Raw genomic sequence first — 13,532 nt, 5'->3', positions numbered from 1 at the left:
CGCGCCGCCGCCGGTCCGCTACGGCTGGGGCACCGTCGTGATCTCGGGGTGCAGCCTGCGGGTGTGGTCCACCGTCCTGGCCCGGCCGGTCAGGGTGCAGACGACCGTGAGCCGCAGATCGGTGGAGGACGCGCCGAGCCGCAGCTCCAGCTCGCCGGGTTCCACCACGCGCCGCCCGTCGCGCCCGGTGAAGCTCGCCAGATCGGCGGGGACGGTGACCCGGATCCGTGCCGCGCCGCCCGGCGCGAGCGGCACCCGCCGGTAGCCGATCAGCCGCTGCACGGGCTGTACGACGGAGGCGACCGGGTCGTGCAGATAGAGCTGGACGACCTCGGTGCCGTGCCGGTCACCGGTGTTGCGGACGGTGAAGGCGAGGTCGATCCCGCCGTCGGTGGCGGTGTGCAGCCGGGGCACGTCGAGGTCGGTCCACTGGAAGCGGGTGTACGTCAGGCCGTGGCCGAAGGCGAAGGCCGCGGTCGGGTCGATGCTGGAGACCTCGCTCGCCCGGCCGAGCCGCGCCGCCAGGTAGGTGGACGGCTGGGCCCCGGGGCGGGCCGGGACGCTCACCGGCAGCCGGCCCGAGGGCTCGGTCCGCCCGCTGAGCACGGCGGCGATGGCCGTGGTGCCCTCCTCGCCGGGGAAGAAGGACTGCACCACGGCCGCCGCCTCGGTGGCGGCGCGGCCGAGCGCGTACGGCCGTCCGGCGAGCAGGGTCACCACCAGCGGGGTGCCGGGGTGCGCGTCCAGGAGGGTGTCGAGGAGCTGTTCCTGGACGCCGGGTAGGGCCAGTGATTCGGCGTCGCAGCCCTCGCCGCTGGTGCCGCGGCCGAAGAGCCCGGAGCGGTCGCCGAGGGCGAGCACCACGACATCGGCCTCGCCCGCCACCCGTACGGCCTCGGCGAAGCCCGAGGTGTCGGCGCCGTCCACGCTCGCGCCGGGCACCGAGACGATCCGCGCGGCAGGGAATTCGGCGGTCAACGCCTCGCGCAGGGTGGGCAGTTCGATGCCGAGCGGGACCTCGGGGTGCTGTCCGCCGACGTGCACGGGGAAGGCGTAGCAGCCGAGGACGGCGGTCGGGGTGTCGGCGTTGGGCCCGATGACGGCGATGGTGGCCGGTGCGGTGAGCGGCAGGGTGCCGTCGTTGCGCAGCAGGACGACGCTCTGCTCAGCGACCTGCCGGGCGAGCGCCCGGTTGCCCGCCGGGTCGAGGTCGACCCGGCCGCGCAGGGCCCCGGTGTCGGTACCGTCCTCCTCCGCCGTACGGGCGCCGTCGGCGGCGTTGTCCGCGGACCGTACGCCGAGTCCGGCGAGCGCCGCGGGTACCGGGTCCCAGTCGGCGTCGAGCAGGCCCAGTTGCGCCTTCTGGACCAGGACGCGGCGCACCGCGCGGTCGACGAGCGCCTCGGGGACCACGCCGTCGGTGATGGCCTTGAGCAGGGGTTCGCCGTACGCCTTGACGGTGGGCAGCTCGACGTCCACGCCCGCCGCGAGGGCGGCGCCGGCCGCCTCGCCGAGGGTGCCGGCCACGCCGTGCAGGGTCTTGAGGAAGGCGATGCCGAAGTAGTCGGCGACGACGGTGCCGGTGAATCCCCAGGTGTCGCGGAGGAGTTCGGTGAGCAGCCCGGCGTCGGCGGCCGAGGGCAGGCCGTCGGTGTCGGTGTAGGCGTGCATGACCGAGCGGGCGCCGCTCTCCCTGACCGCCATCTCGAACGGCGGCAGCATCACGTCGGCCCGCTCGCGCGCGCCCATGCCGACCGGGGCGAGGTTGCGGCCGGCCCGGGAGGCGGAGTATCCGGCGAAGTGCTTGAGGGTGGCGACGATCCCCGCGGACTCCAGGCCCTGGATGTAGGCGGTGCCGAGCGTGCCGACGAGATAGGGGTCCTCCCCCATGGTCTCCTCGACCCGGCCCCAGCGGGCGTCGCGCACCACGTCGAGCACGGGCGCGAGTCCCTGGTGGACGCCGACCGACCGCAGGTCGTCGCCGATGGCGCGGGCCATCCGGCGGATCAGCGCGGGATCGAAGGTGGCGCCCCAGGCCAGCGGCACGGGGTAGGCGGTGGCGCCCCAGGCGGCGAAGCCGGCCAGGCACTCCTCGTGGGCGAGCGCCGGGATGCCGAAGCGGTTGGCGGCGGCGATGGCGCGCTGGGTGCGCAGCAGGGACAGCGCGCCGAGCGCCGGGTCGACGGGCGCGGTGCCGAACGACCGGGTGAGCTGGCCGAGTCCCTGCGGCAGCAGCGACTCCAGTGCGACGGGTTCCTCCATCTCGTGCTGGTACGGGGCGACTTCGCCGCCGTCGTCGGACGCGCCGACCCAGACGCCGACGAGTTGGGCGGCCTTCTCGCGCAGGGTCATCGCGGCGATCAGCGCGTCCGCCCGGGTCTCGGGGGGAAGCGCGCTGTCGCGCCAGGGCGGGGTGACGGGTTCTGTCGTTTCGACCACGGTGCCGGTCACTTTCCTCCGACGCCCATGAGGCCCTGGACCAGGGCGCGGCGGGCGAACAGGTAGACGACGAAGATGGGCAGCATCGACAGGACCACCGCGGCCAGCAGGCCGGGGATGTCGATGCCGTGCTCGGTCTGGAAGTTGAACAGGCCGAGGGTGATGACCTTGGACGAGTCGGACTGGGTCAGCACCAGGGGGAAGAGGAAGCCGTTCCACGCCTGGAGCGCGGAGAAGACCATGATCGTGGAGAGCCCGCCCTTGGACAGCGGGACCACCAGCTGGAAGAAGACCCGCCACGGGGAGGCGCCGTCCATGGCCATGGCCTCGTACAGATCGGGGGTGATGTCCCGCATGACCCCGGTGAGGATCAGGGCGCACACCGGCAGCGAGAAGGCCGCGGTGGGCAGGATGACGCCGATCAGGTTGTCGTAGAGGCCGGCCTTGCTGATGACGTAGAACATCGGCACGATCACGGCCTGCGCGGGGATGGCCAGGCCCAGCAGGAACAGCCGGAAGACGCCGGTGGTGATCCGGCCTCGGCTGCGCACGATGGCGTACGAGAGCGGGGGCACCAGCAGCAGCACGATGGCGACCACCGCGAGGGTGACCAGCAGGGTGTTGAGGAAGAAGTGGCCGAAGCCGTTGGAGAAGTCCTGCGTGTAGTTGTGCAACGTGACGTGCTCGGGGAAGGCCAGCGGACCGTTCGCGGAGTAGTCGGCGCGGTCCTGGAGGGTCGCCGCCAGCATCACGTACAGCGGCAGTCCGATGAGGAAGAGCCAGACCAGGGAGCCCAGGCCGGCGAGGTAGTTGGGACGGCGCTTCATCACAGGCCCTCCGTGGTGCCGCGCATCTTGTCGTAGCCGGAGACCTTGACGACGATGAGCGAGATGACCGTGGCGATGAGCACGAGGACCAGGGCGATGGCCGAGCCGCCGCCGAAGTCGAAGCTCTTGAACGCCCGTTGGTACATGTAGTACGCGCTGATGGTGGTGTCGGTGCCGGGCCCGCCCTGGGTCAGGATCAGCACGGTGTCGAAGGTGGTGAGGCCGCCGACCACCATGAGGATCATCGAGGTGATCATGGTGTTGCGCAGTTGCGGCAGGGTGATGTGCCAGAACTGCCGTACGCGGCCCGCCCCGTCGATCTCCGCGGCCTGGTAGAGCACCTGCGGGATCGCGCGGGCCGCGCCCTGGTAGATCAGGGTGTGGAAGGGCGTGTATTGCCAGGCCCCCACGAACACCAGCACTCCGATGGCGCTGGTCTGCCTGCCGAACAGATTGCCGTCGCCGAAGAGCCACTTCGCCTGCGCGGGGACGCCGAAGTTCGGGTCGAGCAGCGCCCGCCACAGGATGGACACCGCGGTCGCGGACAGCAGCAGCGGTACGAAATAGATCGCGGACAGCACCGCACGGTTGCGCTGGTGTCCGGCCGCCCACACCCCGAGCAGGATGCTCAGCGGGGTCTGCACGACGACTCCGAGGACCGTGATCAGCACGCTGAGCCACAGGCTCTGGATCATGACGTGGTCGTGGATCAGCGTGCGCCAGTTGTCGAGGCCGGCGAACCGGGGCGCGCTGATGCCGTCCCAGCTGGCGAAGGAGAGCACCGCGACCAGGATCAGCGGGAGGACGGCGAAGATCAGGAAGAACAAGGTGGCGGGCACGGCCCAGACGAAGCCCGGGCGGACCACGGCGGCGCCGGTCCGGCGTACCGGTCGCCGCCTCGCCACCCTGGGTTCAGCGGTGGTGGTCATGTGAGGTCCCGGTTCAGGATGTGGGCAGGGCCTGCATGGCCTTGATGAAGCCGTCGGCGTCGAGCTTGCCGTCGAAGAACTGCTGCACGGCGGTGTGCATGGCCTCGCTCGCGGACTGCGGATACGCCTGGTCCCACGAGAGCTGGAACGAGGGCGCGGCCTTGACCAGGTCGTACTGGTACTTGGCGTAGGCCGGATCGGTCGCGGTGTTCAGGAAGTTCGTGGTGTTCGTCGTGGTCGGCAGATTGCCGATCGCCATGTGCGCCTTCACGAACTCGTCGGAGTACATGAGCTTGAGGAACTGCGCCACGGCGTCCGGGTACTTGGTCTTCTTCAGCACCGAGTAGAAGTTGTTGGTGTTGCCGACGATGTCCTTGGGGTCGCCCGCGCCGCCGCTGACGGTCGGGAAGGAGGTGTACCCCAGGCCGGTCTTGGCGAAGTCGGGGTTGTCCTGCTGCTGCTGGGAGTAGTACCAGGAGCCCATCAGCTCGAACCCGGCCCGGCCCTGCGCGACCAGTGCCACCGAGCCGCCGTCGGTGTACTTGACCGAGTCGTAGTTGCTGCCGAACGCTCCGGCGTCGATCAGTTCCTTGAGCCTGGACAGCGCGGTACGGCTCTCGGGGGCGGCCCAGGCGCTCTTGTCGCCGCTCATCGCCTTGTCGAACAGGCCGGGGCCCGCTATGCGGTCGTACATGTACTCGTACCACATCAGGGTCGGCCACTGGTCGCCGCCGCCGAGCGCGATCGGCGTGATGTGCTTGGCCTTGAGCACCTTGACCGCGCTGAGCAGGTCCTCCCAGGTCTTGGGCTCCGAGACGCCCGCGTCGGCCAGCACCTTCTTGTTGTCGAAGAGCAGGACCGGCTGGGTGCCGCGCATCGGGATGCCGTACGGCTTGCCGTCCACGACGGCGCTGTTGAACACCGACGGCAGGAAGTCGGCCTTCAGCCGCGGGTCCTTGGCGATCATGTCGTTCAGCGGCAGGAGGAGGCCGGCCTTGACGAAGGGCTGGATGCTGCCGCCGCCCCAGTTGAAGAAGACGTCCGGCGCCTGCTTGGTGTTGATGATCGTCTGGAGCTTCTGCTGGTAGTCCGCGCCGGGGATGGTCTGGAGCACGGCCTTGACCTTGGACGTCTTGTTGAACGTCGCGACGATCTGCTTCTCGACCTTGTTGGAGGCGTCCCCGTAGACCAGCACCTTGAACGAGCCGGAACCGCCGCTGCCGGAGTCGCTGCCGCCGCAGGCCGCCAGGGAGAGCCCGAGCACGAGCGCCACGCCGCCGGCCACGGCACGTGGGAGCAATACGCGCTTCATCATCGTCCAGCCTTTCGAAAGATTCGGCATCGTCGCCGAAATTTGCTGCGCGCTGCGACGTTAAAGTGCGGCTGTTGAGGGGTCAAGCCTCCTGCTGCGGGTTACCAAAGCGTGATCCCTGCGCCGATCGGGCCGCCGAACCGAGCAGGTGGCGGCTTCGACACTTTCGGCGGCGCGTCGGCACGGATCCGGCGCCCGACCCGGCTGCGACCGCCGGACGCCCGGCGCCCGAGGCGTTTCAATGACGTTTCAATTCGAGGGTCGGCAAAAAGCGGGGGCCGGGCTGACAGATCCCTTGACCCCCAGCTCAGTTGACCCTTAGGTTCGGCGGCGCCGAATTGAATCGTTCTTAGTGGTGCGGGCTGCGGGACGCGGCTCGTGAAACCCCTGGAGCCCTCCTTGTCCTCTGCGCATCCCTCTCGTAGCTCGGTGCCCCGCGCACCCATTTCCCGGGGCCTGTCCCGCCGTTCGGTCCGCATCGCGCAGGCCGTCGCCGTCGTCGGCGCGCTCACCGCGGCCATGGCCGTCACCGGCCCGGCCTCCGCCCGCTCCCCGCACTCCGCCTCCTGGCAGAAGTACGTCCAGGCGCCCTCCAGCCGCGACGTACGGCCGGTGTCGGTGGTCTCCACCACCGGCCGGGTGACCCACCCCCAGGGCGTCCTCGGCAAGGGCACCGCCACCCTGGAGCGGCCGACGCCCGCGCCCAAGCCCAAGTGGCCCGCCGGCACCACGGCGGCGGCCTCCTCCTTCCACGACGGGAACAACGGCAACGACGGCAAGCCCCGCACCTATGTGGCGGGCAACGCGGTCGACGGCGACACCGACACTTTCTGGAACGACGCCAACGCCGCCACCTACCCCGCCTGGCTGGAGATCACCAGCCCCAGCGCGGTCCCGCTGCCCGGCATCACGGTGCTGTCCAACGCCGACGGTGTACCGCAGGACTTCACCGTCGAGACCTGGGACGGCTCGGCCTGGACGACGCGCGCCACGGTGACCGGCAACACCGCCGTCCAGCGGGCGGTCGCCTTCCCCTCCACGGTCACCACCGCCAAGGTGCGGATCACCGTGACCAAGGACCAGCCGTCCGGCAAGGGCGAGTTCACCCGGGTCAACGAGGTGTGGCCCGGCCTGGTCAGCGGCGACGACGTGCCCAGCGTCACGCTGGACTTCGGCAAGGTCGTCTCCGGCTATCCGCGGATCAGCTTCGCGGGCGCCTCGGGCAACAACCCCGGTGTGCGGGTGGCCTTCTCCGAGACGCTGGACTACCTCACCGACCGGTCCGACTACACCCGCTCCGACGTCTCCGGCGGCCCCGGCACCGATCAGTACGCGGTCCCGCAGCAGGGCGGCATCTGGACCGACACCAAGAACTGCCTGAGCGGTACGAAGGTCTGCTCCGACGGGCTGCACGGCTTCCGCTACATGAAGATCAGCCTGGACGCGCTGGCCTCCGACGCGCCGCTGACCCAGCCGTCCGGCACGGTCCGGATCGACGGCGTGTCCCTGGACTTCACGCCCTTCCTCGGCACGCCCGACTCCTACACCGGCTGGTTCGAGTCCTCCGACACCAAGCTCAATCAGTACTGGTACGACGCCTCGTACACCAATGAGCTGGTCACCGACACCTTCCGCTCCGACGACGTCGACCCGCGCAACGCCGACAGCCCGACGCTGGACGGCAAGCTCGTGCTGCACGACGGCGCCAAGCGGGACCGCGACCCGTACGTGGGCGATGTGGCGGTCTCCGGCCGCACCACGTATCTGACCCACGACTCGGCGGTCGCGGCCAAGAACGTCCTGGCCGACCTCGCCGACCACCAGCGCGACGACGGCTGGATCCCGCCCGCCTCGATCAACAACTACACGCTCCACCTCTTCGACTACCCGCTGTGGTGGGTGACCAGCAGCTGGGACTATGTGCTGTACACCGGCGACACCGACTACGCCCGTGACTACTACGCCAACCTCGTGAAGACGCTGGACAGTTGGTACCCGAGCGTCACCGACTCCAACGGCCTGCTCTCCAAGGGCCTGAACGGGACCGGCGGTTACGGCGACTACGCCTTCCTGCCGCGCAGCGGTGAGGTCACGTACTACAACACCCTGTACGTGCAGGCGCTCAAGGACGCCGCCGCGATGGCGACGGCGCTCGGGCACGGCGCGGACGCCGACCGCTGGACCCAGCGGGCCGGCACGGTGAGCGCGGCGATCAACGCGCATCTGTGGGACAGCGACGCGGGCGCCTACCTCGACTCGGCCACCGGCGACGTCCGGCACGGGCAGGACGGCAACGGTCTCGCGGTCGTCGCCGGTGTCGCCGACCCGAACAGGGCGTCCTCGGCGCTCGACCACCTGTCGAAGACCACGGCCCAGCCGTACGGCAACGCCTTCATGGACAACAACACCCTGGTCTCCGACGGCTCCCAGCGGGTCTACGCCTTCACCTCCTACCCGGAGATCCAGGCGCGCTTCCTGGCCGGGAAGGCGGACTCCGCGATCGACGAGATCAAGCGGCTGTACGGCTGGATGGCCACGCACGGCCCCGGCGTCACCGACTGGGAGGGCATCGGCCCGAACGGCTCGATGTACGAGGGCGGCTTCACGTCGGCCGCGCACGGCTGGTCGACCGGTGTCGTGCCCGCGCTGACCAACGACCTGCTCGGCGCGACGCCCACCGGCCCCGGTTTCAGCACCTGGAACGTGGCGCCGCACCCCGGTTCCGTCACCTGGGCGCGGGGCCAACTGCCGACCCCGCACGGCCCGTTGACGGTGGACTGGAAGCAGAGCAAGGGCGGCAAGCGGTTCACGCTGAACGTGACCGCGCCCAAGGGGACGTCCGGCGACATCGATGTGCCGGCCTCCGGGTCGCGGGTCACCGTCCGGGTGGACGGCAAGGTCGTCTGGGACGGGTCCAAGGCGCACGGCTTCCAGGCCGCGGCCAAGGACGGCCGGGTCACGCTGCACGGCGTGAAGGCGGGCAGCCACACCATCACGGTGGACGGTTCCTGACTCCACCCGGTCATGGCATCGCCCGTCCCCTCCCGCCCCGGCACCCGCCGGGCCGGGAGGGGACGGGCCGTCAGACGAAGCGGACGGCCGGCCCGGGGTGCATCAGGAAGTCGTGGTGCGAGATGTTCCAGGCGTAGGCACCGGCGAGGCCGAACAGCACGCGGTCGCCCGCGCGCAGTCCCGCCGCCGGGACCCGCCGGGCCAGTACGTCCTTGGGTGTGCACAACTGGCCGGTGAGCGTGACCAGTTCGCCCGACGCTGCCGACCGGGGCCAGGGGTGCGGCCAGTCCGCGACGGGCAGCACCGCGCACGGCTGGTCGTGGCCCTTGGCGGCGGGCGTGCGCAGATGGTGGGTGCCGCCGCGCAGTACGGCGAATTCCTCGCCGTGGCTGGGCTTCACGTCCAGCACGTCGGTGACGTACCAGCCGCAGTAGGCGGTCAGGGCGCGGCCCGGCTCGATCCGCAGCCGCAGGCCGGGGTGTTCGTCGAGCAACCGGGCGAGGCCGGCGCCGTAGGCGGCCCAGTCGAAGCGGTCCGCCGGACGGCGGTAGTCGACGGTCATGCCGCCGCCGACATTGACCTCGCGCAGCGCGGCACCGTGCCGGCCCGCCAGCTCCGTCGCCCAGGCGACGACGGACCCGGCGACGGCGAGCAGTTGCGGCGCCGCGAGACCGCTCGCCAAGTGGGCGTGCACGCCCAGGAATTCCAGCTGCGGATGGCTGCCGTCGGTGAGCGCGCGGACGGTGTCGTCGGCCTGCGCCGGGTCGAGGCCGAACGGCGAGGGGCCGCCGCCCATCGCCAGCGCGCCGGTCGCCACCTCCCCCGCCGAGACGGCGGGGTTGAAGCGCAGCAGCACCTTGACGGGGTTGCCGTGGGTGCCGCGGGCGGCCACGAGGTGCGCGAGCATGCGCAGTTCGTACGCGCTCTCCACATGGAAGCGGTTCACACCGAGGTCGAGCGCGGCAGCGATCTCCCCGGGTGTCTTGCCGGGGCCACCGAAGGCCAGGGGCCGCCCGGGCACCGCCGCCGCGACATGGGCGCTCTCACCGCCGGACGACACCTCGTAGCCGTCCACGAAGGGCCCGAGGGCCGCCAGGACCGGCGGCTCCGGATTGGCCTTGGCGGCGTAGTACAACTCGACCCGCTCCGGCAGCGCCGCCCGTACGGCCGCCGCGTGCCCCCGCAGCCCGCCCAGGTCGTAGACGTACAGCGGCAGTTGACCGTCCGGCTGAGCACGCGCGGCGTCCCGTACGGCGTCGGGCACGGGCAGTGGCGTGGTCATCGCGGGCTCCTCCTCCTGTCGGACCGGGGCGGCGCGGCGTGCGGAATCCGATCCGTCGGCGTGGCCGGCGACATCGCCTACGGCGTGGGGCACGGGCAGTGGCGTGGTCATCGCGGGCTCCTCGTGCCGTCGGAGCGGGGTGGGGAGGGGCGCGGGATACGGGTCTTCGGCGGGGCGGGCGAGACGTCCTCGGCCAGGGGGGACGGCAGGCGTACGTAGCCCGCGAAGCGGTCGGCGGCGCGTTCCCAGCGGGTGAGCAGATTCGCCTTGGCGGGCAGCGGGGCGCCGGCCAGCAGCGCGTCGAGCCGGGGGTGGCCGCCGTGCGTGTCGGCGTGCTCGCGGATCACCCGGCGCACCTCGGCCCACAGCGCGGGTTCGGTCTCCGGGTGCAGATCGGCGAGGGCGGCCAGCATCTCGGCGACGTGGTTGACCAGCAGGCAGTAGACGATCCGGTCCCAGCCGCGGTCGGCGTCGTAACTCAGCGGGCCCGCGACATCGGGCGGCAGGGCGGCCAGCGCCCGCGCGTGGTGCCCGGGCAGCAGCTTGGTGCCCTCCAGATCGCGGAAGAGCACCTGCACGGGGCTGCCGTCGGCGTCCACACAGAGCAGCACATTCTGCAGGTGGGGTTCGAGCACCACGCCGTGGTCGAAGTAGGCGGCAAGCACCGGCGGCACGAGCAGCCGCAGATACGCCCGCCACCAGCGCAGCGCCGCCGCGGGGCCGCCGCCGGCGACCAGCCGGGAGATGTGCGCGGGCCCGGTCGGGTACTCGTCGGCGACGGCGGCGGCCAGCAGCGCGGTGGCGCCGGGTGCCAGCCGCCGGTCCAGGCCCTCCCGGACGATCACACCGAAGCCTTCGAGCAGCGACACGTCGGGGCGGCCGTCGCGGCCGGGCAGCGCCATGGCCCGGTAGGCGGGCTCGCGCAGCACATCGGCGCCGGGGAAGCGGGCGGCGAGGTCGGCGAAGGCGGGCCGCAGCATCCGGGTCAGCGCGACGGCGCCCGCCAGTTCGTAACGGGCGTTCTTCCGCAGGCAGTTGGTGATACGTACGTTCAGACTGAACTTCAGGAAGGTGTCGCCGTCGTAGAGGGTGCGGACCGACGCGGTGGCGGCGAAACGGGTGCGGCCGGGGCCGAGGTCGAGCACGTCCCGGCGGCGCAGCGCGGCGCGCAGGCCGGGGTGCCGGTGCAGCAGGTCGTACTGCCAGGGGTGCGCCGGCAGCAGCCGGTAGCCGGCCGGGACGGGCGCGAGCCGGTCCAGCGGGTCGGCGGCGCCGGGCTCCGCGCACTCCTGCGCCGTCAGCTCCTCGCGGACGGCGAGCAGCCGCAGCGGGAAGGACGCCGAGGTCTCCGGGGCGTAGGCCGCCCACGAACCGGGGTCGCCGCCCCGGGCCTTGGGCGCGGGGTGGAAGCGGTGGCCGTAGACGAGGGAGCGTTCCGAGGCGAGGTAGCCGGCCAGCGGCACCCCGGCCGTGACGGGGCGCGGGGCGCGCAGCGCGGTGGCGACACCGTGGTGGCTGGAGCGGACCTGGTCGAGGAATTCGTCGTTGGGCACACCGGTGAGCGCGGACAGTTCGGTGTGGATGTGGTCGGCGAGCCGCTGCCAGCCGATCTCGGTCCAGTCGCCGTCGGCGGCCTGTTCCGTGACCGGTCCGGCGAAGCGGTGCGCGCCGAGCAGGGAGGTGCGGCGCAGTGCGACCCGCAGCCTGACTCCGGCACGCGGCAGCCGTACCAGCAGGCTGCCGTCGATGACGGCGGTCCGGTGCCCGGGCCCCGACACCTCGCGGAGCAGGCAGTTGAGCAGGGTGTGCGCCACGGCGCGGTCGGCGTCGGGGAGTCCGGCGTGCCGGGCGCAGTCGGCGGGACCGGTGATGGTGGGCAGCGTCATCAGCGGCTCCGCGGCAGGTAGTTGGGTCCGGTGGTGTAGTGCTTGTTGATGTCGGTGGCTCCTGAGCGGTTCTTGGTGAGCAGCGTCCCGGCGCTCACCATCGCTTTGATCGGCAGGTACGGGGCGTCCAGCACCCGGTCGCGCAGCACGGCGCCGGCCTCGCCCGGCCCGGTGCCGAGCCGTCGCACGGCCCGGTCGAGCAACTCACGGACGAGGCCGAGCAGATCGACCAGTGGGGCGCGGCCGAGCCGGGCGAGGGCGAAGGCGTAGGCGCCCGCGCACAGGTGGACGGTGATCGTGGTGAACAGGTCGGCGATCGCCGCGTCGTCGTCCACGAGGATGCGCGGGTCGTCGAAGCCGGCGCGTTCCGGCGCGTCGGGGCCGAGGGCGGCGCGCAGCCGGGCCCGGTGGACCCGCAGCCCGTCGTCGTCCTTGAACAGCAGCCGCAACCGGGTACGGCCGTCGGCGTCGTCCAGCAGCAGGGAGATGTTCTGCTGGTGGGACTCCAGGGCGATGCCGTAGCCGAACAGCGTGGTCTGCCAGTCGAAAAGCAGCGTGAGCAGCGCGGTCAGCAGCGCCGACGGGTCGCCGTCGTAGTAGCGGTCGGCGAGGTGGTCCAGGACGAGCCGCCCGTCGGGGGTGTCGGCGAGCAGCGCGGCCAGTGGCAGGACGGCGGCGCCGTCGAGGCCGGGCGGGTGGCGCCGGACGAGGACGGCGAGCAACTCGTGCCCGGCGTGCACGAAGCGGCTCTCGTCGGCGTGCAGGACCCGGTCGCGCAGCCGGGGTTCACGCGCGGCGACCTCGGCCAGCAGGCGCTGGCCCGCGGCGCCGTCGGTCAGGCTGCCGGGCTTGATGGTGCGCCGGTTGAGCAGGCCGAGCGTCGAGGTGGCGAGCGGCAGTTTGAGGTGGACGCCGGGCTCGGCGAGCACCGCGACCGTGCGCATCGACAGTGTCGGCGCCACATCGAGCCAGGGGCGGTCCGCGAGCAGCGCCCCGCTGTCGAGTCCCGCGGCGCGCAGCGCCTCGCGCAACGGCCCGTCCGCCGTCAACGGGTGCACGGGAAGCGTGACATGGCTCACGTCGAGGTCTCGCGGCAGGCCGAGCGCCGACGGTGGCGGGCGCAGCGCGCCGAGACCGAGGTCGGCGTCGGGGCCGTGCGTGACGACGGCGCCCGCAGGCAACGCGAGCCAGCGCAGTGTGAAGCGCGGCGCGAATTCCGGTGCGTAGGCGCGAAGTTGACGTGCCGTCAGTCCGCTGCGGCCGGCGCCGGTGGGGTGCACCGGGTGGTCGGTACGGGCGGCCAGCGTCTCGTACGCGAGGGCGCCGACGGGTCCGGTCCACCCGGCGGGGTCGGCGCCGTGCCGTGCGGTGAGCCGGTCCATGGTGGCGGCGCGGCAGTCCGCGCGCAGCCGCAGGGCGGTGAGGGCGTCGCGGTACTCCTCGGCGAAGGCGGCGTGGCCCGCCCGGTCCTCGGGCGGGGCGAGGGCGCGCAGCGCCGCCAGAACCTCTTCGCCTGTGGTCAGGTCGCGGTGCACGGCGCCGGTGGACGCTTCACCGGTAGCCACTTCTCCGGTAGCCACTTCTCCGGTAGCCGCTTCTCCGGTAGCCGCTTCTCCGGTAGCCGCTTCTCCGGTAGCCGCTTCTCCGGTGGACGCGGCGCTCATGGAGGCGTCACCCCTGGACGTGTCACCCGTGGACGCCGAGCGTCCTGACGCCTCGCCTGCCGATCGCGCCGTTTCCTCGCGCAGCAGCGGCAGGCGGGCGGCGTACGCGTACTGGAAGCCGTCCGGTTCGACCGGGAGCAGCAGCGCGGTGCCGGTCGCGGTCTCGGGGGCGAGCCGGAGC

At 72.1% G+C, this 13,532-nt stretch carries 9 protein-coding genes; 2 read left to right on the top strand and 7 right to left on the bottom strand.

Annotated elements, in window-relative coordinates:
• Nucleotides 1–18: 18 nt before the first annotated feature.
• Genes BM076_RS06030 through BM076_RS06015 form a run of 4 tightly spaced genes read right to left on the bottom strand, consistent with a single transcriptional unit; the run spans nucleotide 19 to nucleotide 5,510 of the window.
• Nucleotides 19–2,439: a beta-xylosidase/alpha-l-arabinosidase gene (locus BM076_RS06030; protein ID WP_456151205.1), complete on the bottom strand. Its 2,421-nt coding sequence runs from the start codon at nucleotides 2,437–2,439 to the stop codon at nucleotides 19–21.
• 8 nt (nucleotides 2,440–2,447) lie between these two features.
• Entirely contained in the window at nucleotides 2,448–3,266 is an 819-nt protein-coding gene (locus tag BM076_RS06025; RefSeq protein WP_093712330.1) for a carbohydrate ABC transporter permease, read from the bottom strand.
• Nucleotides 3,266–4,195 carry a carbohydrate ABC transporter permease gene (locus tag BM076_RS06020; protein WP_093712329.1) on the bottom strand — a complete coding sequence of 310 codons (930 nt, stop codon included), beginning with the start codon at nucleotides 4,193–4,195 and terminating at the stop codon, nucleotides 3,266–3,268. The genes BM076_RS06025 and BM076_RS06020 overlap by 1 nt, the downstream gene beginning before the upstream one ends.
• A 13-nt stretch (nucleotides 4,196–4,208) precedes the next feature.
• Nucleotides 4,209–5,510, bottom strand: a complete 1,302-nt coding sequence (locus BM076_RS06015; protein ID WP_093712328.1) for an ABC transporter substrate-binding protein — start codon at nucleotides 5,508–5,510, stop codon at nucleotides 4,209–4,211.
• A 426-nt stretch (nucleotides 5,511–5,936) separates the two neighbouring features.
• On the opposite strand from BM076_RS06015, the gene BM076_RS06010 reads away from it, so the two are divergent.
• Nucleotides 5,937–8,519 (top strand): alpha-L-rhamnosidase-related protein, encoded by a 2,583-nt coding sequence (locus tag BM076_RS06010; RefSeq protein WP_245795765.1) that lies wholly within the window; start codon nucleotides 5,937–5,939, stop codon nucleotides 8,517–8,519.
• 70 nt (nucleotides 8,520–8,589) lie between these two features.
• Here BM076_RS06010 and BM076_RS06005 read toward each other — a convergent pair whose 3' ends face one another.
• The 3 genes from BM076_RS06005 to BM076_RS05995 form a co-directional block, all read right to left on the bottom strand.
• A complete protein-coding gene (locus tag BM076_RS06005) occupies nucleotides 8,590–9,801 on the bottom strand; it encodes a type III PLP-dependent enzyme (protein WP_093712646.1) in 1,212 nt (403 codons plus the stop codon).
• 107 nt (nucleotides 9,802–9,908) lie between these two features.
• A complete protein-coding gene (locus BM076_RS06000) occupies nucleotides 9,909–11,687 on the bottom strand; it encodes an IucA/IucC family protein (protein WP_093712327.1) in 1,779 nt (592 codons plus the stop codon).
• A complete protein-coding gene (locus BM076_RS05995) occupies nucleotides 11,687–13,069 on the bottom strand; it encodes an IucA/IucC family protein (RefSeq protein WP_407640626.1) in 1,383 nt (460 codons plus the stop codon). Before BM076_RS05995 ends, BM076_RS06000 begins: the two co-directional genes overlap by 1 nt.
• Between BM076_RS05995 and BM076_RS38285 the strand changes: the two genes are divergently transcribed.
• Nucleotides 12,962–13,399, top strand: coding sequence for a pentapeptide repeat-containing protein (locus tag BM076_RS38285; RefSeq protein ID WP_407640625.1), 438 nt, complete (start codon nucleotides 12,962–12,964; stop codon nucleotides 13,397–13,399). The genes BM076_RS05995 and BM076_RS38285 overlap by 108 nt on opposite strands.
• The last annotated feature ends 133 nt before the right edge of the window (nucleotides 13,400–13,532 follow it).

The organism is Actinacidiphila alni (genome assembly GCF_900112845.1).
Classification (GTDB): domain Bacteria; phylum Actinomycetota; class Actinomycetes; order Streptomycetales; family Streptomycetaceae; genus Actinacidiphila; species Actinacidiphila alni.
Note: the sequence above shows the minus strand (reverse complement) of the source record. Positions and strands in the feature narration are given on the sequence as shown.

Excerpts from the sequence above, each read along its gene's own strand:
- BM076_RS06005 (WP_093712646.1), bottom strand. The coding sequence starts at position 9,801 with ATGACCACGCCACTGCCCGTGCCCGACGCCGTACGGGACGCCGCGCGT.
- BM076_RS05995 (WP_407640626.1), bottom strand. The coding sequence starts at position 13,069 with ATGGACCGGCTCACCGCACGGCACGGCGCCGACCCCGCCGGGTGGACC.
- BM076_RS06015 (WP_093712328.1), bottom strand. The coding sequence starts at position 5,510 with ATGATGAAGCGCGTATTGCTCCCACGTGCCGTGGCCGGCGGCGTGGCG.
- BM076_RS06025 (WP_093712330.1), bottom strand. The coding sequence starts at position 3,266 with ATGAAGCGCCGTCCCAACTACCTCGCCGGCCTGGGCTCCCTGGTCTGG.
- BM076_RS06000 (WP_093712327.1), bottom strand. The coding sequence starts at position 11,687 with ATGACGCTGCCCACCATCACCGGTCCCGCCGACTGCGCCCGGCACGCC.
- BM076_RS06020 (WP_093712329.1), bottom strand. The coding sequence starts at position 4,195 with ATGACCACCACCGCTGAACCCAGGGTGGCGAGGCGGCGACCGGTACGC.